General features: G+C 62.2%; 23 protein-coding genes. 10 read left to right on the top strand and 13 right to left on the bottom strand.

Going from position 1 to position 22,572, the window contains the following annotated elements; translation table 11 throughout:
- Window position 1 precedes the first annotated feature (1 nt).
- From alr to rpsF, 5 genes are all read right to left on the bottom strand, one after another.
- Window positions 2-1,132 carry an alanine racemase gene (gene alr / locus Q8O80_RS18760; RefSeq protein ID WP_305582112.1) on the bottom strand — a complete coding sequence of 377 codons (1,131 nt, stop codon included), beginning with the start codon at window positions 1,130-1,132 and terminating at the stop codon, window positions 2-4.
- Window positions 1,133-1,134: 2 nt separating this feature from the next.
- A complete protein-coding gene (locus Q8O80_RS18755; RefSeq protein WP_305582110.1) occupies window positions 1,135-2,619 on the bottom strand; it encodes a replicative DNA helicase in 1,485 nt (494 codons plus the stop codon).
- 253 nt (window positions 2,620-2,872) lie between these two features.
- Window positions 2,873-3,445 (bottom strand): 50S ribosomal protein L9, encoded by a 573-nt coding sequence (rplI, locus tag Q8O80_RS18750; RefSeq protein ID WP_305582108.1) that lies wholly within the window; start codon window positions 3,443-3,445, stop codon window positions 2,873-2,875.
- A 141-nt stretch (window positions 3,446-3,586) separates the two neighbouring features.
- On the bottom strand, window positions 3,587-3,841 hold the full coding sequence (rpsR, locus tag Q8O80_RS18745) for a 30S ribosomal protein S18 (RefSeq protein ID WP_371136237.1): 255 nt from the start codon (window positions 3,839-3,841) through the stop codon (window positions 3,587-3,589).
- Between the two features lie 18 nt (window positions 3,842-3,859).
- Window positions 3,860-4,246 carry a 30S ribosomal protein S6 gene (rpsF, locus tag Q8O80_RS18740; RefSeq protein ID WP_305582106.1) on the bottom strand — a complete coding sequence of 129 codons (387 nt, stop codon included), beginning with the start codon at window positions 4,244-4,246 and terminating at the stop codon, window positions 3,860-3,862.
- A 323-nt stretch (window positions 4,247-4,569) separates the two neighbouring features.
- Between rpsF and fabD the strand changes: the two genes are divergently transcribed.
- From fabD to gmk, 7 genes are all read left to right on the top strand, one after another.
- On the top strand, window positions 4,570-5,520 hold the full coding sequence (fabD, locus tag Q8O80_RS18735) for an ACP S-malonyltransferase (protein ID WP_305582104.1): 951 nt from the start codon (window positions 4,570-4,572) through the stop codon (window positions 5,518-5,520).
- Between the two features lie 56 nt (window positions 5,521-5,576).
- Window positions 5,577-6,314, top strand: a complete 738-nt coding sequence (gene fabG, locus Q8O80_RS18730; RefSeq protein ID WP_305582102.1) for a 3-oxoacyl-[acyl-carrier-protein] reductase — start codon at window positions 5,577-5,579, stop codon at window positions 6,312-6,314.
- Window positions 6,315-6,530: 216 nt separating this feature from the next.
- Window positions 6,531-6,767, top strand: coding sequence for an acyl carrier protein (locus Q8O80_RS18725; protein ID WP_046138081.1), 237 nt, complete (start codon window positions 6,531-6,533; stop codon window positions 6,765-6,767).
- Window positions 6,768-6,795: 28 nt separating this feature from the next.
- A complete protein-coding gene (gene fabF, locus Q8O80_RS18720; protein WP_305582134.1) occupies window positions 6,796-8,058 on the top strand; it encodes a beta-ketoacyl-ACP synthase II in 1,263 nt (420 codons plus the stop codon).
- A 169-nt stretch (window positions 8,059-8,227) separates the two neighbouring features.
- Entirely contained in the window at window positions 8,228-9,328 is a 1,101-nt protein-coding gene (gene mltG, locus Q8O80_RS18715; RefSeq protein ID WP_305582100.1) for an endolytic transglycosylase MltG, read from the top strand.
- Entirely contained in the window at window positions 9,325-10,215 is an 891-nt protein-coding gene (locus tag Q8O80_RS18710; protein ID WP_305582098.1) for a YicC/YloC family endoribonuclease, read from the top strand. Before mltG ends, Q8O80_RS18710 begins: the two co-directional genes overlap by 4 nt.
- Window positions 10,216-10,225: 10 nt before the next feature.
- Window positions 10,226-10,867, top strand: a complete 642-nt coding sequence (gene gmk, locus Q8O80_RS18705) for a guanylate kinase (protein ID WP_305582096.1) — start codon at window positions 10,226-10,228, stop codon at window positions 10,865-10,867.
- A 20-nt stretch (window positions 10,868-10,887) separates the two neighbouring features.
- Here gmk and rsmA read toward each other — a convergent pair whose 3' ends face one another.
- The 6 genes from rsmA to Q8O80_RS18675 form a co-directional block, all read right to left on the bottom strand.
- Complete coding sequence (gene rsmA / locus Q8O80_RS18700) at window positions 10,888-11,748, bottom strand: 16S rRNA (adenine(1518)-N(6)/adenine(1519)-N(6))-dimethyltransferase RsmA (RefSeq protein WP_305582094.1); 861 nt, start codon at window positions 11,746-11,748, stop codon at window positions 10,888-10,890.
- Window positions 11,745-12,743, bottom strand: a complete 999-nt coding sequence (gene pdxA, locus Q8O80_RS18695; protein WP_305582090.1) for a 4-hydroxythreonine-4-phosphate dehydrogenase PdxA — start codon at window positions 12,741-12,743, stop codon at window positions 11,745-11,747. Before pdxA ends, rsmA begins: the two co-directional genes overlap by 4 nt.
- 52 nt (window positions 12,744-12,795) lie before the next feature.
- On the bottom strand, window positions 12,796-13,704 hold the full coding sequence (locus Q8O80_RS18690; protein ID WP_305582088.1) for a peptidylprolyl isomerase: 909 nt from the start codon (window positions 13,702-13,704) through the stop codon (window positions 12,796-12,798).
- 90 nt (window positions 13,705-13,794) lie between these two features.
- Window positions 13,795-16,068 carry an LPS-assembly protein LptD gene (locus Q8O80_RS18685; RefSeq protein WP_305582086.1) on the bottom strand — a complete coding sequence of 758 codons (2,274 nt, stop codon included), beginning with the start codon at window positions 16,066-16,068 and terminating at the stop codon, window positions 13,795-13,797.
- Window positions 16,069-16,091: 23 nt separating this feature from the next.
- Complete coding sequence (locus Q8O80_RS18680) at window positions 16,092-17,162, bottom strand: LptF/LptG family permease (protein ID WP_305582084.1); 1,071 nt, start codon at window positions 17,160-17,162, stop codon at window positions 16,092-16,094.
- A complete protein-coding gene (locus tag Q8O80_RS18675; protein ID WP_305582082.1) occupies window positions 17,159-18,229 on the bottom strand; it encodes an LptF/LptG family permease in 1,071 nt (356 codons plus the stop codon). Before Q8O80_RS18675 ends, Q8O80_RS18680 begins: the two co-directional genes overlap by 4 nt.
- A 208-nt stretch (window positions 18,230-18,437) precedes the next feature.
- Here Q8O80_RS18675 and Q8O80_RS18670 point away from each other — a divergent pair, with 208 nt between their 5' ends.
- The 3 genes from Q8O80_RS18670 to Q8O80_RS18660 all read left to right on the top strand — a co-directional run bounded on the left by Q8O80_RS18670 (window position 18,438) and on the right by Q8O80_RS18660 (window position 21,110).
- On the top strand, window positions 18,438-19,919 hold the full coding sequence (locus tag Q8O80_RS18670) for a leucyl aminopeptidase (protein WP_305582080.1): 1,482 nt from the start codon (window positions 18,438-18,440) through the stop codon (window positions 19,917-19,919).
- Between the two features lie 130 nt (window positions 19,920-20,049).
- Entirely contained in the window at window positions 20,050-20,496 is a 447-nt protein-coding gene (locus Q8O80_RS18665) for a DNA polymerase III subunit chi (protein WP_305582078.1), read from the top strand.
- On the top strand, window positions 20,493-21,110 hold the full coding sequence (locus tag Q8O80_RS18660) for a YitT family protein (RefSeq protein ID WP_305582076.1): 618 nt from the start codon (window positions 20,493-20,495) through the stop codon (window positions 21,108-21,110). The genes Q8O80_RS18665 and Q8O80_RS18660 overlap by 4 nt, the downstream gene beginning before the upstream one ends.
- Here the strand turns inward: Q8O80_RS18660 and Q8O80_RS18655 are convergent.
- Together Q8O80_RS18655 and Q8O80_RS18650 are read right to left on the bottom strand one after the other, a co-directional pair.
- On the bottom strand, window positions 21,103-22,014 hold the full coding sequence (locus Q8O80_RS18655) for a DUF4344 domain-containing metallopeptidase (RefSeq protein WP_305582074.1): 912 nt from the start codon (window positions 22,012-22,014) through the stop codon (window positions 21,103-21,105). The genes Q8O80_RS18660 and Q8O80_RS18655 overlap by 8 nt on opposite strands.
- A 107-nt stretch (window positions 22,015-22,121) precedes the next feature.
- Window positions 22,122-22,553 (bottom strand): cupin domain-containing protein, encoded by a 432-nt coding sequence (locus Q8O80_RS18650; protein ID WP_305582072.1) that lies wholly within the window; start codon window positions 22,551-22,553, stop codon window positions 22,122-22,124.
- Window positions 22,554-22,572 lie beyond the last annotated feature (19 nt).

Raw genomic sequence — 22,572 nt, 5'->3', positions numbered from 1 at the left:
GCTACTCCGGCGGTAGATTGCCGTCGCCTACGTAATTGCGGTTATAGCGGCCCTTGAGCGATGTCAGCACTTCGTAGCCGATCGTCCCCGCCGCATCGGCCTGATCATCAATGCTGATATGGCGACCGAGCACTTCAGCGCCCTCTCCCGGATTCGGGATGTCGGCACCCAGCTCGGTAATGTCCACCACCATCTGGTCCATCGATACGCGCCCGATCACCGGGCACAATTTGCCGCGGATCGCGACTTTGCCGCCAGGCCGCGCATTGGTGCCCGACAGGCTGCGGAAAAACCCGTCGGCATAGCCATGGCCGATGATGGCCAGCCGGCTGTCGCGTGCCAGATTATAGGTCGCGCCATAACCCACGGTCTCGCCGGTCCGCGCTTCCTTGACCTGCAGGATCGGCACATGCAGCGTCACCACCGTGGCCATCGGGTTCTTGCGGCCGATCACCGCCCGCCCGCCATAGAGCGCGATACCGGGTCGCACCATTTGGAAATGATAGTCGCGCCCGCTCATCAGCCCGGCCGAATTGGCCAGTGAGGCTGGAATGCCGGGGAACTGCGTCATCACCGAGCCGAACAGCGCCAATTGCGTCCGGTTCTTCTCATGGTTGGCCTGGTCGGCGCAGGCCAGATGGCTCATCAGCATTTGCGGTGCATAGCCCAGTGCGGCGATGCGTTCGCGTACGAACCCCGCCTCATTGAGCCGGAAGCCGAGCCGGTTGATACCGGTGTCAAAATGAAATGCCGACGGATAGGCCTCATTGCGCTCCATGCACTTGGCCAGCCATTCTTCAAGCATGGCCACCGAACTGAGCACCGGCATCATGTTCTGGCGAATGTAGAGATTGGCCGCGCCCGGATAGAGCCCGTTCATCACGAAGATATGGGCGTCCGGCACGGCAGCACGCACCGCCATGCCTTCATCGGGCGTCGCCACGAAGAAGAACCGCGCGCCGGCAGCATGCAGCGCCTTGCTGGCCACCGTGATGCCCGTACCATAGGCATCGGCCTTGACCACGGCGCCCGTCAGCGCGCCGGCGCTGACCTTGTCCAGGGCCCGCCAGTTCCGGGCCAGTGCCCCAAGATCGATACTGAGTTGCCCGCCAAGGCCAGACGTCAGCGCCATGCCTATTCCATACGTTCGGGCAGGTAGTCGGCACGCGCCAGATTGCCGAAGCGCGTGTACTGCGCCTCAAAGCTCAATTGCACCGTACCCGTGGGGCCATGGCGCTGCTTGGCAATAATGACTTCGGCCTTACCGTGCACCTGTTCCATTTCCCCTTGCCAGGCCATGTGCTCTGGCGTGCCTTCTTTAGGCTCTTTGTTCTTTAAGTAGTATTCTTCGCGATACACGAACAGCACCACGTCGGCGTCCTGCTCGATAGAGCCCGATTCGCGCAAATCCGAAAGCTGCGGATGCTTGTCATCGCGCGACTCCACCTGCCGGGACAGCTGCGACAGTGCGACGATAGGCACTTCCAGTTCCTTGGCCAGCGCCTTGAGGGTGGTGGTGATTTCAGTCAGTTCCTGCACGCGGTTCTGGCTCGATGCCTTGCTTGATCCACTGAGCAACTGCAGATAGTCGACGACGAGAAAATCAAGGCCCTTCTGCCGCTTCAGCCGGCGCGCCCGCGCCGCCAGCTGGGCCACGCTGATGCCGCCGGTATCATCGATATAGAGCGGGATCTTGCTCATCATATTGCTGACATCGACCAGCTTGGAAAACTGGCTGTCGTGAATGCGACCGCGGCGGATGTCAGACGAGGAAATCTCCGCCTGCTCTGCCAGGATACGGGTGGCCAGCTGCTCCGAGCTCATTTCCAGGCTGAAAAAGCCGACAATGCCGCCATTGGTGGTCTTGAGATGTCCGTCCGGCTGAACCTCTGACTTCCAGGACTTGGCAATGTTGAACGCAATATTGGTCGCCAGCGAGGTCTTGCCCATGGCCGGGCGACCCGCCAGAACGATCAGATCGGAGCGCTGCAATCCGCCCATTTGCCGGTCCAGGTCGTCCAGCAGCGTGGCCACGCCCGACAGGCCCCCGTCACGCTGATAGGCTTCGCCGGCCATCTGGATCGAGGCGCTGAGCGCCGTGGAGAAGTTCAGAAAGCCGCCATCATAGCGGCCTTTCTCTGCCAGCTGGAACAGCTCGCCTTCCACCTTCTCGATCTGCTTGTTGGGGGTCATCTCCACTTCGGATTCGTAGGCGACCTGCACCATCTCTTCGCCGACCAGGATCAGATTGCGCCGAATCGCCAGATCATAGATCGCCTGGCCGTAATCAGCCGCGTTGAGCACCGTGGTGGCTTCCGCCGCCAACCGCGCCAGATACTGCGCCATCGTCACCTCAGGCAGCAATTGGTCGGGCAGATGCGTCTTGATGGTGGTGGGGTCAGCCGATTTGCCGGCCCGGATGATCTTGCCGGCCAGCTCATAGATGTCGCGGTGAATCGGTTCGTAAAAATGGATCGGCTCGAGAAAGTCCGAAACGCGGTAAAACGCGTCATTGTTCAGCAGGATTGCACCCAACAGCGCCTGCTCGGCCTCCACATTGTGTGGGGCGAGACGAAACGACTTGTCTTCGGTCGGATGCAGTCGTGCAATCTCTGCCATGGGTCCCCTCGGGTAAAACGTTAACGTGTCTTAACCGTCACGTGGCCGGAGTCGATTCCAAACGGCCCGCCAATGAGCGATTGGTGAGCCTTCATATCCGCTGCGGTTAACTCTGTGAACAGCGGGGATTATGACGGCCCTAAGCTTGCTTTGGGGAGGGTACCAGAATGCGGGCGAGTCGCGGCCTTCGCTGAAACAAAAAGAGGCCGGGCGAGATGCCCGGCCTCTCTGGATCTATTGGATCGCCGGGGTTTTACGCTTCGTCGTCGAAGCGGTCGTCCTGCTTGGCATCCTTCTGGCCGGCGGCGAAATCGCCATCGACATCGTCTTCATACACGGTGACGGTCACGTCTTCGCCGGCAACCTGGCGAGTGGCCTCGTCGGCTGAACGGGCGACGTTGACAGTGATGGTCACGGCAACTTCAGCATGCAGGTTCAGGGCAACGGTGTGCAGGCCAACCGATTTGATCGGATCAAGCAGGTCAACCTGGCTGCGCTGCACGGAGAAACCGTCTGCAGCCAGCGCTTCCACGATATCGCGTGCGGCGACCGAACCGTAGAGCTGGCCGGTCTCGCCGGCCTGACGGATCATCGTCACGGTGGCGCCGTTCAGGCCTTCGGCAATGCCGGTGGCGGCGTTGCGGCGCTCTTCATTGCGCTTTTCGATATTGGCGCGTTCGGCTTCAAACTTCTTGCGATTGGATTCGGTGGCGCGCAGCGCCTTGCCCTGGGGCAGCAGGAAGTTACGGGCAAAGCCGTCCTTCACTGTGACTTCGTCGCCGATCGAACCCGTACGGGCGATACGCTCGAGAAGAATGACTTTCATGTGGAAATTCCTTGTGGCTGTCCCGTCTCAAGGACGGTTAGGAGCGCCGGACCATTCCGGCCGCCCCAACTTTGTGCGGATGAGGCACAGCGTGTCGGATCGACAATGTTCGGGCTGGCCGCAGCCAGCCCGAACAGTTTCTTACGAAACGGCGTAGGGCATGATGCCGATGAAACGGGCGCGCTTGATGGCGCGGGCCAGTTCACGCTGCTTCAGGGCCGAAACGGCCGTGATGCGGCTTGGGACGATCTTGCCGCGCTCGGAAACATAGCGCGAGAGCAGACGCACATCCTTGTAGTCGATCGTTGGCGCACCTTCGCCCGAGAACGGGCAGGTCTTGCGACGACGCTGGAAAGGACGGCGGGCTTGGGCGGTTGTGAGGTCTTTGATTGCCATAGCGTATGGGTCCTGTTCTTAGAAACGGCGCGGGCGGCGTTCGCCGCTGAAGCCACCACGATCGGGGCGGGTGTCATCGCGGTCACGCTTTGCCATCATTGCAGACGGGCCTTCTTCATGCTCGTCCACGCGGACGGTCATGAAGCGCAGGATGTCTTCATTGATGCGCATCTGGCGTTCCATTTCAGCAACCGCCGCCGGCGACGCATCGATGTTGAGCAGCGTGTAGTGCGCCTTGCGGTTCTTGCGAATGCGATAGGAGAGACCCTTCAGGCCCCAGTATTCATTCTTGGTGACCTTGCCGCCGCCAGTGGCGAGGATGTCAGTCAGTGCAGTGGTCAGTTCTTCAACCTGCTGCTGGGAAACGTCCTGGCGTGCCAGGTAGATATGTTCGTAAAGGGCCATGAATGCGCCTTCCTTCGTGGTTCAAACACTGCAATCACCTGGCGCGGAGCCTCCTTGAAACCGGGAAGGGCATCAAAGCAGTCTTGCAAAGAGCGGGAACACGGGAGGCCGGACAACACGTCCTATCTGCAAACGCAGACCCTCCGTTCAGCCCCCGGCCAAACGAATTGCTGGCGCGGCTATAAGATATGAACAAGCCCGAAGCAAGGCAAAACTGGGCCAAACGGCCGCCTTGCCTTGACAGCGCCGCACCCCCGAGGCAAACGCCGCGCAACTGGACAGCCGCTTAGGAGCCTGTCTTACTGCTACCCTGGAGAACCTGCATGACCAAGCGCGCATTCACATTTCCCGGCCAGGGCAGTCAGGCCGTCGGCATGGGCAAGGATCTGGCTGCGGCCTATCATGAGGCCCGCCTGGTGTTTCAGGAGGTTGACGAGGCCCTTGGTCAGCGTCTGTCGGCCATCATGTTTGAGGGCCCCGACGACATCCTGCGTCTCACCGAAAATGCCCAGCCGGCCTTGATGGCCGTCAGCCTGGCCGTCGTGCGGGTGCTCGAGGCCAGGGGAATTCGGCTGGCCGATCATGCCGCCTATGTTGCCGGCCACTCGCTGGGAGAATATTCGGCGCTCTGTGCAGCCGGCAGCTTCTCGCTGTCTGATGCGGCGCGCCTGCTCAAGACGCGCGGCCAGGCCATGCAGAAGGCCGTCCCGGTCGGGCACGGCGCCATGGCCGCGCTGCTGGGCCTGGATCTGCCCACCGCCCGTGCCGTGGCGGCCGAGGCTGCAGGCGACGACGTCTGCGACGTCGCCAATGACAACGCACCCGGCCAGGTTGTGATCTCCGGCGCCACTGCCGCAGTCGAACGGGCTCTTGAGATTGCCAAGGCCAGGGGCGCCAAGCGCGCTCTGCTGCTGCCGGTGAGCGCACCCTTCCATTGCTCGCTCATGCAGCCCGCCGCCGAAGCCATGGCGGCGGCCCTTGCCGAAGTGACGGTCAATGCCCCGGTCGTGCCGCTGGTCGCCAACGTACTGGCGACCCCGATTTCCGATCCTGACGAGATTCGGCAACGCCTCGTCGAACAGGTGACCGGCGTCGTGCGCTGGACCGAGAGCGTAACCTGGCTCACCGGCGCTGGCGGGGTCACCCACCTGGCCGAACTGGGCACCGGCAAGGTGCTGACCGGCTTGGCCAAGCGGATCAATGGTGAGGCCATTGCCACCGCCGTTGGCACGCCGGCCGATATCGATGCCTTCGTCGCCGAATTGTCAGCCTGACCCCTTTATGCAAAAGCTGAGCGACGTGAATCGCTTTCTCCACGGGAGACACTTAAATGTTTGATTTAACTGGTAAACGCGCTCTTGTAACCGGCGCCAGCGGTGGCATCGGTCGTGAAATCGCCAAGGCGCTCGCCGCCGCCGGCGCCAGTGTCGCATTGAGCGGCACCCGCGTCGGTGCGCTCGAAGACACCGCCGCCGCCATCGGCAAGGACTGCCCGATTCTGCCCTGCAACCTGTCCAGGCTCGATGAGGTCGACAAGCTCGTGCCGGCGGCTGAGGCGGCCCTGGGGGGGCTCGATATCCTCGTCAACAATGCCGGCATGACGCGCGATAATCTGTTCATGCGGATGAAGGACGAGGAGTGGGACGAAGTTCTGGCCGTCAATCTGACTGCGGCCTTCCATCTCAATCGCGCCGTGCTGCGCGGTATGATGAAGCAGCGTTTTGGCCGCATCATCGGCATTGCCTCGGTCGTGGGCGTCATGGGCAATCCCGGGCAGGGCAATTATGCTGCCTCCAAAGCCGGCCTGATCGGCATGAACAAGGCGCTGGCCCACGAAGTGGCCTCGCGCAATATTACCGTCAACTCCATCGCGCCGGGGTTCATCGCCTCCGCCATGACCGATGAGCTCAACGACAAGCAGCGCGAGGCGATCATGGCGACCATTCCTGCCAATCGGCTGGGGACTGCACAGGAAGTTGCCGGCTGCGCGGTTTTTCTCGCCAGCGACGCGGCGGCCTACATCACCGGTCATACGCTTAACGTCAATGGCGGCATGGCAATGATCTAAAGCGGTCAAACTCGTGGAAAACCGGGACATTGGCTTATGGCGCAGCGTTAACAAGTGTGCTAATCGGCCCCGGTTGCATCGCTGGCAGATCGGCTTGCAGGCGCCCCAAAGCGCGCTTACATTGCCGGTTAGTCAGCTAATACGGTGCTTGAAGATTTGGCAATGCGCCAATAAGAAGCGAAACGAAACGTCGATTTCGAAAAGGGAAGTCAAACTATGAGCGATGTCGCTGATCGGGTCCGCAAGATCGTTGTGGAACACCTTAATGTGGATGCCGAGAAGGTTGTCGAAAAGGCCAGCTTTATCGACGATCTGGGTGCTGACTCTCTCGACCAGGTCGAGCTGGTGATGGCCTTTGAAGAAGAGTTCTCGGTGGAGATTCCGGACGACGCTGCTGAAGGCATTCAGACCTTCGGTGATGCCGTATCGTTCCTCACCAAAGCTGTTGGCTAGCAGCCAGCAGGGATAGCTCGCCATGGAATTGCGTCGCGTTGTCGTCTCCGGGATGGGGCTTGTAACGCCCCTCGGTTGCGGAGTTGAATCCACTTGGGCCAATATTCTGGCCGGCAAAAGTGGTGCCAGGCGCATTGACGAGTTCCAGGTGGACGATATCGCCTGTCAGATCGCTCATCGCTTGCCCCTCGGCGACTACGCCGATGGCAAGTACAATCCAGATGAGTGGATGGACATCAAGGAACAGCGCAAGGTTGACCCCTTCATCGTCTATGCGATGGCGGCGGCAACCCAGGCTATTCAGGATGCCGGCGTTGAGCCCAGGACCCAGGAAGATCAGGAACGCACAGGCGTCCTGATCGGCTCTGGCATTGGTGGCATCGGCGGCATCTACGACGCCTCGATCATTCTGCATGAAAAAGGGCCGCGTCGCATCAGCCCCTTCTTCATCCCCGGTCGCCTGATCAACCTGGCCTCGGGTCATGTGTCGATTCGCTTTGGGCTCAAGGGCCCCAATCATTCCGTCGTTACCGCCTGTTCCACCGGCGCCCACGCCATCGGTGATGCCGCCCGGCTGATCGCCTTGGGCGATGCTGACGTCATGGTCGCCGGCGGCGCTGAAAGCTGCGTCAACCGCTTGGCGCTGGCCGGCTTTGCTGCCTGCCGCGCGCTCTCCACCGGCTTCAATGACCGGCCCGAAGCCGCCTCGCGTCCCTACGACAAGGATCGTGATGGCTTTGTGATGGGGGAAGGCGCCGGCATTGTCGTGCTGGAAGATTATGAGCGGGCCAAGGCCCGTGGCGCCAAGATCTACGGCGAAATCATCGGCTACGGCCTCTCCGGCGATGCTTACCACATCACCGCGCCGTCCGAAGACGGCGATGGCGGTTTCCGCTGCATGCAGGCCGCTATCAAGCGCGCCGGGATCAGCCCGGGCGAGATTGACTACATCAATGCCCACGGCACCTCCACCCCACTTGGCGACGAGATCGAACTTGGTTCGGTCACGCGCATGCTGGGCGATGCCGCTGCTGGCGTCGCCATGAGCTCGACCAAATCAGCAGTCGGCCATCTGCTCGGCGCGGCTGGTTCGGTTGAAGCGATCTTCTCCCTGCTGGCCATGCGCGACAACATTGCGCCGCCGACACTGAACCTTGACAATCCATCGGTCGAAACCGCGATCAATCTGGTGCCCAAAACGGCATTCAGAAAAGAGATCAACGTGGCGCTCTCCAACAGCTTTGGCTTCGGCGGCACCAATGCGACGCTGGTTATGCGCAAGGTCCACTGAGTTTTCCACGATTGTGAAGGCGCTCATGGCATTGCCGCGCCGCGTGCCTCTTGTCTTTGCCACCAGCCCCGCCAACAATGGCGTTGGCGCTATCGTAGAACGGCTGCCGATTTACACTTAAGATCCGGCGCACCAGTTGCGCGGCCGGGCATCAAGGTTGAACAGCACAATGAATGATCGTAAGGCCCGGCGCCCCCGCCGCCGTTCGCGCAATGGTTTGGTCGATGTCCTGAATGCACTGTTGACCCTGCTGGTCATTGCCCTGCTGGTGGCCGGCGGTGTGCTGCTCTATGGCGCTTCCCAGTTCTATGGTGATGGCCCCTTGACCCAGGAGGCGACTTTCCGCGTCGAAGCCGGGTCCGGCCTCAGCTCGATCTCCACCAGGCTCGAAGAGCAGGGGCTTATTTCCAATCGCTATATCTTCCAGCTGGGTGGTCGCACCCTGGAGCGTGTGTCCATCATCCAGCAGGGTGATTTCCGCATCCCGGCCGGGGCAAGCATGGCCGATATTCTCAAGGAAATCACCGAGGGCGATCCGATCCGCTATGCAGTGACCATCCCCGAGGGGTGGACCAGCTGGGAAGTGTTGCAACGGGTCAATGCCAACGAAAACCTGATTGGCGAAATTGCCACACTGCCACCCGAGGGCTCCATTCTGCCGGGCAGTTATGACTATGTTCCTGGCGCCACGCGCCAATCGGTCATCGACGAAATGCAGGCGGCCATGACCGCCAAACTGGCGGAAGTATGGGCCGCTCGCCAGGCCGACCTGCCGATTGAGACCCCCGAACAATTGCTGATACTCGCCTCCATCGTCGAGCGCGAAACCGGCGTGGCCTCTGAGCGTCCCCAGGTTGCGGCGGTCTTTGTCAACCGGCTGCGCGAGGGCATGCGCCTGCAGTCCGACCCCACCATCATCTATGGCATCACGCAGGGACAGGAGCCGCTCGGCCGTGGCCTGCGCCGCTCCGAGATTGAGGCCAAGACGGATTACAACACCTATCAGATCGACGGGCTGCCCCCCACCCCGATCGCCAATCCGGGCATTGATGCGCTAGAGGCCGTCGCCAATCCCGATAGCCACGATTATCTCTACTTCGTTGCCAAGGGGGCCCTGCCCAGCGAAGGCCATGTCTTTGCCGAGACCTATGCCGAACACCGCAAGAACGTCGCCCAGTATCGCAAGCTGGCTGACGAGGCCGAGGCGACCCGCAAGGCCCTTGAGGATGTCGAGGCAGGCGCTGAGGCCGATACGCCGGCTGCGCAGTGAGCCATTCCCTGGCGAGCATGACCGGCTATGCCCGCGTCACCGGTGCGGCGGCGGGGGCATCGTTCACCTGTGAGATCAAATCGGTCAATTCGCGTGGTCTCGACATTCGGCTGCGCCTTGCACCGGGCTTTGATGCCCTGGAGAGCGACATCCGCCAGCTCATCGGCAAGATGGTCTCGCGCGGCTCTGTCACCTGCAATCTGGCCGTGGAGCGCGAGGGGGCAGGGGGCAATGTCCTGGTCAATCAACAGGCCCTCGCCACCGTGCTCGCCGCCATGAGCGAGCTGGCCGGCAAGGTCGATGCAGCGCCGCCCAGCCTCGATGGCATTTTGGGGCTCAAGGGCGTGCTGGAGCAGCGCGATCTGCCCATGACCGCCGCCGCCGAAGCGGAGTTGAGCGCAGCCATTTTGCAGGGTGTCTCCCAGGCGCTGGTTGATCTGGCGCTGGCGCGACGTCAGGAGGGCGGCAGGATCGCTGCCGTGCTGTTGCAGCGCCTGCAGGAAATCGAAGCCCAGATCGCCCAGGCCGAAACGCATCCCGCCCGCACCCGCGAGGCCATTCTTGCCCGCCTGCGCCAGCAGGTGTCCGCCTTGGCCGACGACATCACGCTGCCCGAGGAACGGCTGGCTCAGGAAGCACTGCTGCTGGCCACCAAGGCCGATATTCGCGAGGAACTCGATCGCTTGGCGGCGCATCTGGGCAGCGCGCGCCAACTGATCGCCGGTGGCGGCGCCGTCGGTCGGCGGCTCGACTTTCTGGCCCAGGAATTCAATCGCGAAGCCAATACGCTATGCAGCAAATCCAATGCGGTGGAACTGACCGCCATCGGCCTTGACCTCAAGGCGTCGATCGATCAACTACGCGAGCAAGTGCAGAACATCGAATAGGAACTGGCCGATGATGGAATTCCAGCGTCGCGGCGTCATGCTGGTGATCGCTTCGCCTTCGGGCGCGGGCAAGTCGTCAATCTCGCGTGCCCTGTTTGGCGCTGATCCCAATATCAGGCTTTCCGTTTCGGCCACCACCCGCGCCCGCCGCACCGACGAAGTCGATGGCAAGCATTATCATTTTGTCGACGTCGCCAAATTCAAGCGCATGCAGGCCGACGGCGAACTGCTCGAATCCGCCGAGGTGCACGGCAATTTCTACGGCACCCCACGCGCCCAGGTTGAACAGCAACTGGCCGCCGGCAACGACATCCTGTTCGATGTCGACTATCAGGGCACGCTGCAGCTCTACCGCAGCGCCCGCAAGGACATGGTGACCGTGTTCATCCTGCCGCCCTCCATCAAGGAACTGCGGGCCCGGCTGGAACGCCGCGCCCAGGATAGCGTGGGCACCATTGAAACGCGCTTGCGCAATGCCCGCATCGAGATGGACCACTTCGAGGAATATGACTACGTCATCGTCAACGAGGATCTCGAGACGTCGACCCAGCGCGTCCGTACCGTCCTTGCGTCGGCGCGGCTGCAGCGCCAGCGCCAGCTGAATTTGCCTAGCTTCGTCAAGGACTTGCAGAGCCAGATCGACTCGATCTGACAGCGTCTTGAATCAATCCGTCAGGTCGGATTGCCAGCCTTGCGCAGCTCGGGCAGGGCACGTGCCATGGCCAGAAACACCGAAATGGGCAGATCTTCTGCCCGTTCGCTGCCGCTGATCCCCGCCGCCGCCAGCAGTCCCTCAACCGGCACGCCGGTAGCCTTCAGGCTCTGCCGCACCATTTTGCGGCGCTGGCCGAAAGCGGCCTTGGTGATCTGTTCAAGATGTTTCACCGCCACGTCCGCATCCACCGGCTTGGGCACCAGATGCACCACGGTAGAGGTCACGTTGGGCGAGGGCACAAAGGCCTCACGGCTGACATTGAACGCCATCCGCGCATCGCTGCGCCAGCCGGCCAGCACGCCCAGCCGTCCATAGGCATCATCGCCGGGCTGGGCACAGATGCGCTCGGCCACTTCGCGCTGAAACATCAGTGTCAGACTTTCAAAGAACGGGGGCCAAGGAGCCTGCGTCAACCAGCCGGTCAGCAGCGGCGTGGCGATATTGTAGGGCAGATTGGCAATGATCCGCGTCGGGCCGTCGGCCAGTGCCTGGTAGTCGATCTCCAGGGCGTCGCCACTGATCACCGTCAATCGGCCCGGATAGGCGTCGGCGATCTGCGCCAGGGCGGGCAGGGCCCGCGCGTCGCGCTCGATGGCGATAACTTCGCGCGCACCCTCGGCCAGCAGAGCCCGGGTCAACCCGCCTGGCCCCGGACCCACCTCGATCACCCGAACGCCGTCCAGCGACCCGCCAACGCGCGCTATGCGGGCCGTCAGGTTCAGATCGAGCAGGAAATTCTGCCCCAGTTCCTTTTTGGCGCGCAGCCCATGCTCGGCGATCACCTCGCGCAGCGGTGGCAGATTGTCGATTTGGCTCATTGGTTCGCCGTCATTGCGTCCGCCATGACGATGGCGGCGAGAAAACTCTTGGGTGAGGCCCGACCGGTGCCGGCCAGATCAAATGCCGTACCATGGTCAGGCGAGGTGCGCACGATCGGCAGCCCCAGCGTCACATTGACCGCCTCCTCGAACGCCACCGTCTTGATCGGGATCAGTGCCTGATCGTGGTACATTGCCACCACCGCGTCATATTGCGCCCAGTGGAGCGGATAAAACAGTGTGTCGGCGGGCAGGGGGCCCGTTACGCCATAGCCCTCGAACTGTAATTGCACCACCGCTGGGCCGACGATCTCGAGGTCCTCGCGGCCGATATTGCCGCCCTCGCCGGCATGCGGATTGAGCCCGGCCACCGCAATCTGCGGATTGGCGATGCCAAACCGCTGCTTGAGATCATGCGCCACGACGCGGACCGTATCCACGATCAACTGCTTGCTCAGCAATCCGGGGACATCGCGGATCGGGACGTGAATGGTCACTGGCACAGCCCGCAAGCCGCCATGCGCCAGCATCATCACCGGCAATTTTGGCCTGCCGCCCTGGGCGCACAGCTCGGCCAGAAACTCGGTATGACCGGGATGCTTGAACCCGGCCTGATAGAGCGCGCCCTTGTGGATCGGTGCCGTCACCAGCGCCCGGCAGCTTCCGCGCAGGGTTGCCGCCACGGCCGCTGTGATCGCCTCGATCACCACATGTCCTGACAGCGGCGTTGTCTGGCCGGGCTGATCAGGCACAATGCCATCGATCGGTGCGACGGGCAGGGCGCTGTCAAATGCTGCCATGGCGCCTTCCGGCCCCACCGGTGCAAACGCAATATCCAGCCCCAGCCGCGCCGCCCGTTCGGCCAGAAACGCGCCATGCCCAAACAGGCAGAATGGTGGCAGGTTGAGTTCAGCACGGCGTGCATAAAGTTGCAGTGCGATGTCGGGGCCAACGCCAGCCGGCTCGCCCATGCTGATGGCCAGCGGCTTGTCCATCTCGGCCCCCATTGGCAGATCAGTGGCAGGCCCGCCTTGGCGGGCCTGTGACCTAGTTGTAGATGATCTTGGCGCGCTTGCGCAGATCGGCCAGATACTGGGTTACCTTGCCGGCCATTGCGCTATTGCCGGCGTCAGCGCGCAGATCGCTCTTGATGAACGTCAGGTCCTCGGCCTGGGTCTTCTCGCAAACGGCCAGCATCGACACGCCGCTCTCGACCACGCGTGGCTTGGTGATGCCGCCCACATTGAGTCCGGCCAGTTCCTTGGCAATCGCCTCAGGCATCTGTGTGGCGTGGCGGCGTCCGACATCGACCACGGCCGCATCGGTGAAGTTCAGTGACAGGTCGACGGCGGCATCGCAGCCGGCAAAACTGCTGCGATATTTGTTGGCCTGACCTGTCCGCGCGCTCGACCCCTGGCCGACAAAAATGATTTCCTTCAGAATGTAGTCAAAGCCCTGATACGCCTCAATCTGATTGGCTGCCTTCTGGTCCAGTTCCAGATCGGAAATCTGCACCTGCGGCATGATGGCCTGTTCGGTCACCGCATTCCAGGCAATGGCCGCCCGCAGGCGATCCTTGAGGGTGTCGCTATTGATGGCTTGCTGCTGCAGCATCTGGCGCAGATTGTCGGAGCTCATCTTGAGATTGCGCGCGATCTGCAGGAAGGCGTCGTCGATCTGCGCATTGGAGACCGTAATGCCCAGCCGCTTGGCCTCACTCAATTGCACAGCTTCGTCGATCAACTGCTCGGTGGCGCCCTTGGTGCCGCCGCGATTGCCCTCCAGGGCAAACAGCTTCACCCGCTGGGAAATCTGCACGTCAGTGATCGGCGTGTCATTGACCGTTACCCGGACGCTCTGCGCAAGGGTCGGCATCGCTGCCGCCATGCTCAGCAGCAGTCCAGCGATCAGGGCGCCAACTGCGCGTCCCCACAAACCATTTGCCATCATCGTCATCTGCCTCGAAATCATGTGCCTGCTTCCCATGCGGTGGGAAACCCGTGCTGTCAATTGCCCGCACAATACGGCCAAAATCCGGTATCTCGCCTACTGGCCGGGCGCAAAGGCCCCGCTATAGCCTAGATTGAGCCCCGCCGGTGCCTTGATGGCAAAAGTTGCGGTGACCGTGGTGTCATTGGCGACGCCATTGGTCCGTGTGCCATCCAGCGCCATCAGCAAATAGCCATCGTCATACTGAACGCCGCCACTCACCTTGTACCATCTATTGGCCTGCAGGTCCCAATAGCTCGCCGCCTTGATCGTCCAGTAGTCGGCAATCGGCACGCCGACGCTGCCACCAATTTCGTGCTGATCATTGACCACGCCAGCGGCCGGGTTGGCGGCCAGATAGTTGTAGTCGACCGAGGCTGAGTAGCCATCCTGCGCAAAGCTGCCGCCAAATCCGCCGCGCGCGATGCTGGGCTCTACCGTATCAATCTGCAGCTTGCCGCCAAGCCGGATACCGGGCTCGAAAGCACCATAGGCTCCCAGCACGGCGTAGGACGCCGTGGCATCGAGCCCGCCACCAACTGCTGTCTGCGCCGGATCGGCCGCCCCAAAGGCATTGGCGCCGGCCAACTGAAACGACTGCCCCGCGATCAGCTCAAGATAGTTGTTGTCGGCGAAGTTGACCTGATAACGGCCACCCAGATTGGCGCGCAGTCCGGTTTCCTGTCGGTCGCTGCCCGAAAAACGATTGTAGCTGAACAGATTGGTGTCATCGAACACAAAGCTCTGCGCATCGTCATTGGTGATACCGACCGCCGTGGTGCTGGACCCACGATAGACCAGTTGCGCGATGGGCTCGACCAGATGCACCGTTCGTCCATCGCTGGCGGCCATCGGGAAACGCACATCCATCGCCGCAATCGGCGTGGCGTTGAACAAAGAAGTCGGCCCCGGACCGATAGCGCTGCTGCCGTCATAATAGGCCATATCGGCGCGCGCACCGACATAGGGCGTGAAGACAAACCCGCCCCCGCCGATATACTGGTTTTGCCAGCCCGCCTGCAGGCTCGCGTGCTGTTTGCTGCCCGCATAGCCAAAGGTGTAGGGGGTGCTGGCCGGTCCCACTGTCGTGGTCGAATCAAGGTCTCGACGCACCCCGAGCAGCTTGCCGCTGACCTCGATGCGACCCAGCCCGGGCGCAAGATCCTCGATATGGTCAAACCGCACCGTTGGCAGCGTTTGGCCTTGTTGACCCTGGCTGGCTTGGGTGACGTCGCCGAGCAGGGTGAAGCGCTGCACCCGGGCGTCGATATAGGTGTTTTCGGTCAAATTGGTCGCGTAGATCTCATTGACCGACGATTTGTCGTCCGTCCGCGTATAGTCCGGCAGATAGGCGGCATCGGTGAATGCCGTGTAGCTCATGCCCACGGTCCAGTCCTCGACCGGTTGGAAGCTGCCGCTGGTCTGCAAGGCCCCGCGCCAGTCGCGCTTGGCTTCGCTGAAGGTAAATGCGCCCTGGTCTCGCTGGTACAGGCCCGATCCCTTGATGCGGAACGAGCCCCCCTCAAACCGTTGCACCCATTCCCCACCCAGCAGCAATCCCTGCCGGCTCATCAGCGTGGGGGTCAGGATCACATCGCTCCAGCGCGTCGAATACACCGTCGAGGTGAAGGCCAGCGTGTGGCCGGTTTTCTCGGTGAAGGAATAGGTCGGTTTGGGCACGCGTGACAGCGCGTCCTCGCTGGTGTCGGGCAGCCAGAGGAATGGCAGCCACGCCACCGGAATGCCCAGAATGGCCAGGCTGGGTTGATCCAGATAGAGCGAGCCATCCTCGGAATTGGAGATCACCCGCTTGGCCTTCATCGACCAGCCGATTCGGCGGCCCTTGGCGTCGATGCATTCGCCACAGGGGGCGTAGGTGGCATTCACCAGCAGGGTTTCCAGCGCCTCATCATAGTCGGTGCTGTCGGCGGTGATCCGCGCGCCGTCATAGGTGGTGATGGTCATGGCCTCCAGAAAGGCCTGCTTCATCCCCCCCGTGACCTCAAGGTCGGTGGTTTCCGTCAGATTGCCGGATGGGTCGCGAATGGTCACGGCCCCGGTGAAGTGCACATTGTCGCTATTGCGGTCATACACCAGATTTTGCCCGGTCAGCGTGTAGCCGCCGCGCTTGAGCACCACATCGCCACTGGCCAGAATGACATTTGAGGCGTTGTCGAATGTTAGCGTATTGGCCTCGATCGCCGAAGGTGAGGCGGGATCAATCGGCGCATTGAAGAAGTCGCTGGGAATCAGGCCCTGTGCGGTCACACCGCCTGTTGCCACGAGCGCCAGCGCCGCGCTGGCACAGGCCAGGCGGAGCGCCGAATTCAACCAATCGCTCCAGCCCACTTTTCTCACGCGCGCCCGTCTTCTTTGTGCAGCAATACCGTCACACCAATGACGATGGCCACAAATGCTGGTCCGACTGCGGCAAACGTAGGATCGAGAACGCCGGTCGACCCAGCGCGGTCGGCCATCTCGGTTATCACGAACACAACGAAACCCAGCACGATCCCATAAAGCACCGCGGGACCATAATTAGATGACCTTCGATAACCCGCGGTAAACGCAAAGGCAATGAACAGTGACCCCGTCAGCACAAGCGGTAGCGCCAGCAATTTGATCAGGCGCATTGTCGCTGCATTGCGGATCAGAGGATCTGCCACCCCGACGCTCAGCAATCCGGCCAGTTCGAAAAATGTCATATCCTCGGTCGAAGCCAGCTTCAGGCTGATTTCACCAGCCGAAGAAGTGGTTGGCAGCCGATAATTATAGACCGTGCGGGCCGGCTCGTGCGCCGTGCGGATCGTGGCGCTCGGCAGCAGCCAGGCGCCATCCTGCAACTGCGCCTCAGGCGCCTCGATGCGATCCTTGTCGGCCCCGTTGAGCCGGAAGATGGTCACATTGCCCAGCAACGCCCCACCCGGCTGCATGCCGGTGGCCATCATCACGTAGTGGAACTCGCCACTCTGCTGTTCCAGCCAGATTTCCCCGCTCGGCGTCTGCATGCTCGCTTGCCCCGGCGGCGTTGGATACAGCCCGCGATTGACGATCGTGCTGACGGTTTCTGCGCCCAGCGCAATCCCCAGGCTGATCACGGCCAGCGCAATGGTTGGCGCGCGAACCACGCGCCAGATCGAGATGCCACTTGATTGAATGACCGTCAGCTCATGCCGCGCCTTGAGGTCCAGAAACCCCAGAATGGCGCCCATCAGCACGGTCACGGGCAGAGTCTTGATGGTCCAGCGCACCGCACTCATGGCCACCATCAACCCAGCCATTGGCAGGCCGTAATTGTCGGCGACGAAGTTGAAGCGCCAGGTGTCCAGCGACTCGGCCAGCATGATGATCCCGTAAAAGATCAGCACCGTGACCCCGATTCGGCTGCCCAGCCGGTTCAAAACGATCCAGTCGATCCGGGTCATGCCGTTATCCCGGGCTGTATGCGGCGTGGTCGGGCCAGCAGCAGCAGGGCCCCCCCGCCAGCGATGATCATGGCCAGCGCACCGGTCGACGGTCCCAATGGACTATAGGCGCTCAGGCCCCGCTCGCCGAAGGCAATCAGCAGCACAACTGCCTCCATCGGCACGTTGAAGCGGGCCCGCCGCCCGCTGGGAAATCCCGACATTGCCAGCACCAGCAGGCAGATGCCGATTACCCGCAGCCCCTCGCCACCGCGATTGCCCAGCGCCGTCAGCAGTCGTGGCGACCACTCGCCACTCTCCAGCGCCGCCAGCACCAGCGTCAGGCTATTGGTTTGGTACAGTTCATCGATCTGCCCGACCGGCTGGGAGAAGCGGTCGACATTGACGTCATAGCGGCCAAAAGTGACCTCGGAAAACCGGCCGTCTGACCCGGTATTCTGCAGTGATCCGTCGCGCAGTTCGAGCACATAATTGTCCCCGTCGGTCGAAACGCGCGCCGATTCGGCGATATAGGTGCGCCGGGTTTCCGGATCACGCCGGTCATCGGCGAAAAACTCCTGGATTTCGCCGTCGCCGGACCTGCCGCCAATCAACATCACCACCCCCGGCGTCACCTGGGTGAACCGTTGCGGCTTGAGCGTGGAACTCACCAGGTCCGCTGCGACACTGGCACTGAGGATGTTCAGCCGGCGATTGGCCTCGGGTTCGATGAAGTGCGTTAGCAGCAATACCCCCGCAACCCCGGCACTGGCCACGATACCGGTGGCGCTCCACAGCGAGCGGAGGCCGCCACTGCTATGAATGATATGCAGTTCCCGATTGGCTTGCAGCGCCTGCAAGGCGCGCACCAGACCAATGCCAACACACACATAGAAGAAGGAAATGGCCAATGGCGGCAGTGTCAGCAGGCCCTGCAGCGCCAGCGTGGCGACGCCCTGGCCCTTGACCGCGACAACGTCGAACGAGCGCAGACAGTTGACCAGCCAGAGCAGGAAACACACCACCCCGAACAGAATCACCGCATCGGTGACGAACAGGCGTGCCAGATAAGCCGTCAGTCGCTTCATACTGTCTGACTAGCGTCCCCAGGTGCCGCAATTGTGTCTCGTCGAGTGCGCATAGTCTGGTGCAGTTCGCCGGGGCAGACAAGCGCTCAAACGGGCCTGCTCCGATTTGATTGCCGCCCTGTTGCGGGATTGACGCGCGGTCCAAACATCTCAATGTTGGCCAGTCATTATTTTGCGCCCTGCGCTTCCTCGCCCACCAAGGCTTTCCATGTCCCAGTCTCTCGAAATCCGCACCGCCGCCCAGTTGGGCGCGTCTGCACCGCTGACCGTTATCTATGCCGCCGATGGCGCAGCACCCACTGGCGCAGCGGCTGCCATCTGGGCGGCCACCGGCCTGGACTGGACGCAAGCGGTGGCGGCCGGCGCCTTTACCGGTCGGCAGGGTCAGGCCTTGGATATCATTGGCCAAAAGGGTGCCCGCCTGCTGGTGCTGGGCAGCGGCAAGCCCGAAACCAATGCGCCACTCAATGGCTGGACCGATCGGGGTGGCTCGCTGCTCGCCAAGATCGCCGCCACGCGACTTGAGTCTGTCGCCATCGTGATCGACGAGCCTGACGCCACGCCTGCCGCGATTGGCGAACTGGCCGCCGGCCTGCGCCTGCGCCACTATCGCTTCGACAAATACAAGTCCGTCCGCCCCGAAGATGCGCCCGGCAATCTCTCCATTACCCTGCATGTTGCCGACCCGGCGGCAGCCGATCTGGCGATTGCCGAGCGCGACGCGGTCGTGACCGGCACGCTGCTGGCGCGCGATCTGGTCAATGAGCCGGCCAATGTGCTCGGCCCCGTGGAATTTGCTGCCCGCGCCGCCGAACTGAGTGCGCTGGGCGTTGAGGTCGAAATTCTTGAGCCCGAAGCACTCGAGCAGCTCGGCATGGGCGCGCTGCTCTGCGTCGCCCGCGGCTCCGACCGCCCGGCGCGCCTGGTTGTCATGCATTGGAAGGGCGGCAAACCCGATGCTGCGCCGCTCGCCTTTGTCGGCAAGGGCGTGGTGTTTGACACGGGTGGCATTTCCATCAAGCCGGCCGGCTCCATGGAAGACATGAAGGGCGATATGGGTGGCGCTGCCGCTGTCACCGGCCTGCTATGCGCTCTGGCCACCCGCAAGGCGCCGGTCAATGTGGTGGGCGTCATCGGTCTGGTGGAAAACATGCCCTCGGGCACGGCGGTGCGCCCGGGCGATATCGTGACCGCCATGAGCGGCACCACCATCGAGGTGATCAACACCGACGCTGAAGGCCGCCTCGTGCTGGCCGATGCGCTCTGGTACACGCAGGATCGGTTCAAGCCGAAATTCATGATCAATCTGGCGACGCTGACCGGCGCCATCATCGTGGCCCTCGGGCACGAATATGCCGGTCTGTTTTCCAACGATGAGCAGCTTGCCGGCCAACTGCTCACGGCGGGCCAAACCGCCAACGAAAAGCTGTGGCGCATGCCGTTGAACGCCGCCTATGACAAAATGATCGAATCCAAGTTCGCCGATATTCGCAATTCGGTCGGTCGCCCCGCCGGTTCGATCACCGCAGCCCAGTTCCTGCAGCGCTTCGTCAATGATGTGCCCTGGGCCCATCTCGATATCGCCGGCACCGCCTTTGGCGTCAAAGCCAGCGAAGTCAACGCCTCCTGGGCGCCAGGCTTTGGTGTGGCCCTGCTTGATCGGCTGGTGCGCGACTGTTACGAGCGCTAAACTGTGCCAGGATCCGGTCAGGGCGAGGCGAAAATGGTGAGTTTCGAGAACCGGAGCGGAGCGTATGTTGGAGTACGTCAGCACCGGAAACGCAGAAACTCGCCCTTTGGCCGGAAGGTCGGTGCACTTGATGACTGATGTGCTGTTTTATCATCTCGAAGCCCGCCCGCTCGAAGCCGTCCTGCCGCAATTGCTGGAAAAGACCCTCGAGCGCGGCTGGCGAGCGATTATCGAAGTCGGCTCGACCGAGCGGGCCGAGGCGCTCGACGCTGAGCTGTGGACCTATCGCGACGACAGCTTTCTCGCGCACGGTCTGGCCGGTTCGCCGACCGATGCGCATCAGCCCATCCTGCTCACCACCGCCACCGACAATCCCAATGGGGCTGCCTGCCGCTTTTTCGTTGATCGCGCCGTACCGCAATCGATCGAGGGCTATGAGCGATTGGTCTATTTGTTTTCCGGTCACGACCCCGATGCCTTGGCCGAAGCCCGGCTGGCCTGGCGGGCCCTCAAGGATAGCGGCCAACTGACCTATTGGCAGCAGGAGGCCAATGGCCGCTGGACCAAGAAAGCATGACGCCAGACCTCGCCACACCCAGTCGCCACCAACTGCACGAAGACATTCTCGCCATGCTGATCGGCACCATGCTGGTCTCGCTCGGCATCGTGTTTTACGCTCAGGTCACCCTGACCACCGGCAGCACGGCCGGTCTGGCGCTGCTGCTGCACTATGGCACAGCCATCCCCTTCGGTTGGCTGTTCTTTGCCATCAACCTGCCATTCTACGTGCTCGCGGTGCTGCGCATGGGCTGGCCCTTTACCATCAAGACCTTTGCCTGCGTCGGGCTGGTCTCGTTCTTTACCGGCCATATTCCCGATTGGCTCGACATAGCCTCGGTTGACCCGCTGTTTGCCGGCCTGGTGGGCGGCGGGCTGATGGGGATCGGCATGCTCTTGCTGTTCCGGCACAAGGCCAGTGTCGGCGGCATCAACATCCTCGCCTTGTATCTGCAGGACAATTTCGGCATTCGCGCCGGCTATTTTCAGCTCGGCATCGACGCCCTTATCCTGGTGGCGGCCTTCTTCATACTGCCGCTGGACCGGGTCATCTACTCGGTGCTGGGCGCGCTGGTGCTCAACATCATTATCGGCTTCAATCACAAGCCGGGCCGCTATGTCGGCTTCAGTTAGGCGCCACCGCAGCATCACTCCAGTGCCCCACCAGGTCCTGCCGCGGACCATCGCTGTCCACGCGCTCGGCCGTCACCTCTTCGGTCTCTGACGCCGCCGCCAGCGGCAGGATGTCGTTGACATAGAGCGCATGCATGTCCGCGGCCATCTCGTAGCAGTAGATAACCGCGCTCTGGCTGGGGCTGTAAAAGGCATTGGGCTCGCCGCACTGCTTGGCGATGAAGCTCACCGGTCCCGGCAGCACATAGCTCTCGGTGATCAGCGCCGCCGCACGTTCCAGCACCTGCCGACCCTTGAGCGCCTCGGCAAAGCCTTCATAATCGCCGGCGTCCTCATAGCTCACGGTGATCTCGGCGCCGGGCGCTTCAACCACCATATGGGGCTCGAGCAGCGTCGCCCAGGCCGAGGCCGCCTGCTCAAAGGTATAGCCGCAGGCCTCGCGCCGATCCGCATCGAGATCATAGGCCTCAGCGGTCTCGGAGAAAGCATCCGGATCCTTGCCCACCATCATGCACACCATGGCATAGGCGCGCTGGATATCCAGGCTATGGTCGGAATAATAGGAGAACGCGTCGACGCCCTCGCCGGTGGATTTGACGGCGTTGAAATACCAGCCATCGGCGCTGTCGATCAGCGCATTGTAGCTGTCGTCATCGCTGCTATCCAGCAGCAGCATGATCGTAGCTAGAGCGTCGGCAGCGTCTTCTTCCTTGCCCAGCACTGGCAGGCCGAGTTCGCCGATCAGCAGATGGCCGATCTCGTGATACATCGTGAACACGGCGTCATGCATGGCAAAATCCATTGCCTCTGCAGTCTGCGTTTCATCGAGATCTTGCGCCTGCACCGGCAGGCTCAACAAGGCGCCTATGGCAGTCGCGATCAACAATGCAGTCGGCGTCGTCATCTTGGGGTCCCCCGCGCCAGCATGGCGGCCGAGGCGTGATATCAGTACTGGGGTGATTTGTCTGGGCCGATGTCTGTCGGTTGAACCCGGGGCAGGGGCGCGCCAGCCTATTTGTGGCCAGGTTCCCAGCCGGGCGGGGCCAGCTCAAAGCCGGAGAACACAAAGCCTGGCGCCACGGTGCAGCCCACCAGCGTCCAGTCCCCCGTGCTCTTGGCCGACTGCCAGGCGGCCTTCGGCACCACCAGTTGCGGCCGCTGTCCGGTTTCCAGATCCGGACCCAGGATGAACGACTCGACCGTGGTGCCGTCCGAAACCTGCAGCCCGAGCGGGGCGCCGGTATAGAAATGCCAGACTTCGACCGCATCCACCCGATGCCAGGCCGAAATGTCGCCGCGTTCCAGCAGATAGTAGATCGCCGTCGAGCGCGACCGACCATCCGCCTTCGCCGCGTCCTCGAATGTCTGCGCATACCAGCCGCCCTCGGGATGGCGCCGCAGGCCGAGCGTGAAGATCACATCCTTGGCGGTCAGTCGGTTCATGCCTGCTCTACGCCTTCCA

The sequence above is a fragment of the Devosia sp. genome (genome assembly GCF_030689745.1).
Taxonomy (GTDB): Bacteria; Pseudomonadota; Alphaproteobacteria; order Rhizobiales; family Devosiaceae; genus Devosia; species Devosia alba.
This window is presented reverse-complemented; position numbering and strand designations above follow the sequence as displayed.

Coding starts and splice junctions, on each gene's coding strand:
- alr (WP_305582112.1), bottom strand. CDS start 1,132: ATGGCGCTGACGTCTGGCCTTGGCGGGCAACTCAGTATCGATCTTGGG.
- Q8O80_RS18755 (WP_305582110.1), bottom strand. CDS start 2,619: ATGGCAGAGATTGCACGACTGCATCCGACCGAAGACAAGTCGTTTCGT.
- rplI (WP_305582108.1), bottom strand. CDS start 3,445: ATGAAAGTCATTCTTCTCGAGCGTATCGCCCGTACGGGTTCGATCGGC.
- rpsR (WP_371136237.1), bottom strand. CDS start 3,841: ATGGCAATCAAAGACCTCACAACCGCCCAAGCCCGCCGTCCTTTCCAG.
- rpsF (WP_305582106.1), bottom strand. CDS start 4,246: ATGGCCCTTTACGAACATATCTACCTGGCACGCCAGGACGTTTCCCAG.
- fabD (WP_305582104.1), top strand. CDS start 4,570: ATGACCAAGCGCGCATTCACATTTCCCGGCCAGGGCAGTCAGGCCGTC.
- fabG (WP_305582102.1), top strand. CDS start 5,577: ATGTTTGATTTAACTGGTAAACGCGCTCTTGTAACCGGCGCCAGCGGT.
- Q8O80_RS18725 (WP_046138081.1), top strand. CDS start 6,531: ATGAGCGATGTCGCTGATCGGGTCCGCAAGATCGTTGTGGAACACCTT.
- mltG (WP_305582100.1), top strand. CDS start 8,228: ATGAATGATCGTAAGGCCCGGCGCCCCCGCCGCCGTTCGCGCAATGGT.
- gmk (WP_305582096.1), top strand. CDS start 10,226: ATGATGGAATTCCAGCGTCGCGGCGTCATGCTGGTGATCGCTTCGCCT.
- rsmA (WP_305582094.1), bottom strand. CDS start 11,748: ATGAGCCAAATCGACAATCTGCCACCGCTGCGCGAGGTGATCGCCGAG.
- pdxA (WP_305582090.1), bottom strand. CDS start 12,743: ATGGACAAGCCGCTGGCCATCAGCATGGGCGAGCCGGCTGGCGTTGGC.
- Q8O80_RS18690 (WP_305582088.1), bottom strand. CDS start 13,704: ATGACGATGATGGCAAATGGTTTGTGGGGACGCGCAGTTGGCGCCCTG.
- Q8O80_RS18680 (WP_305582084.1), bottom strand. CDS start 17,162: ATGACCCGGATCGACTGGATCGTTTTGAACCGGCTGGGCAGCCGAATC.
- Q8O80_RS18675 (WP_305582082.1), bottom strand. CDS start 18,229: ATGAAGCGACTGACGGCTTATCTGGCACGCCTGTTCGTCACCGATGCG.
- Q8O80_RS18670 (WP_305582080.1), top strand. CDS start 18,438: ATGTCCCAGTCTCTCGAAATCCGCACCGCCGCCCAGTTGGGCGCGTCT.
- Q8O80_RS18665 (WP_305582078.1), top strand. CDS start 20,050: ATGACTGATGTGCTGTTTTATCATCTCGAAGCCCGCCCGCTCGAAGCC.
- Q8O80_RS18660 (WP_305582076.1), top strand. CDS start 20,493: ATGACGCCAGACCTCGCCACACCCAGTCGCCACCAACTGCACGAAGAC.
- Q8O80_RS18655 (WP_305582074.1), bottom strand. CDS start 22,014: ATGACGACGCCGACTGCATTGTTGATCGCGACTGCCATAGGCGCCTTG.
- Q8O80_RS18650 (WP_305582072.1), bottom strand. CDS start 22,553: ATGAACCGACTGACCGCCAAGGATGTGATCTTCACGCTCGGCCTGCGG.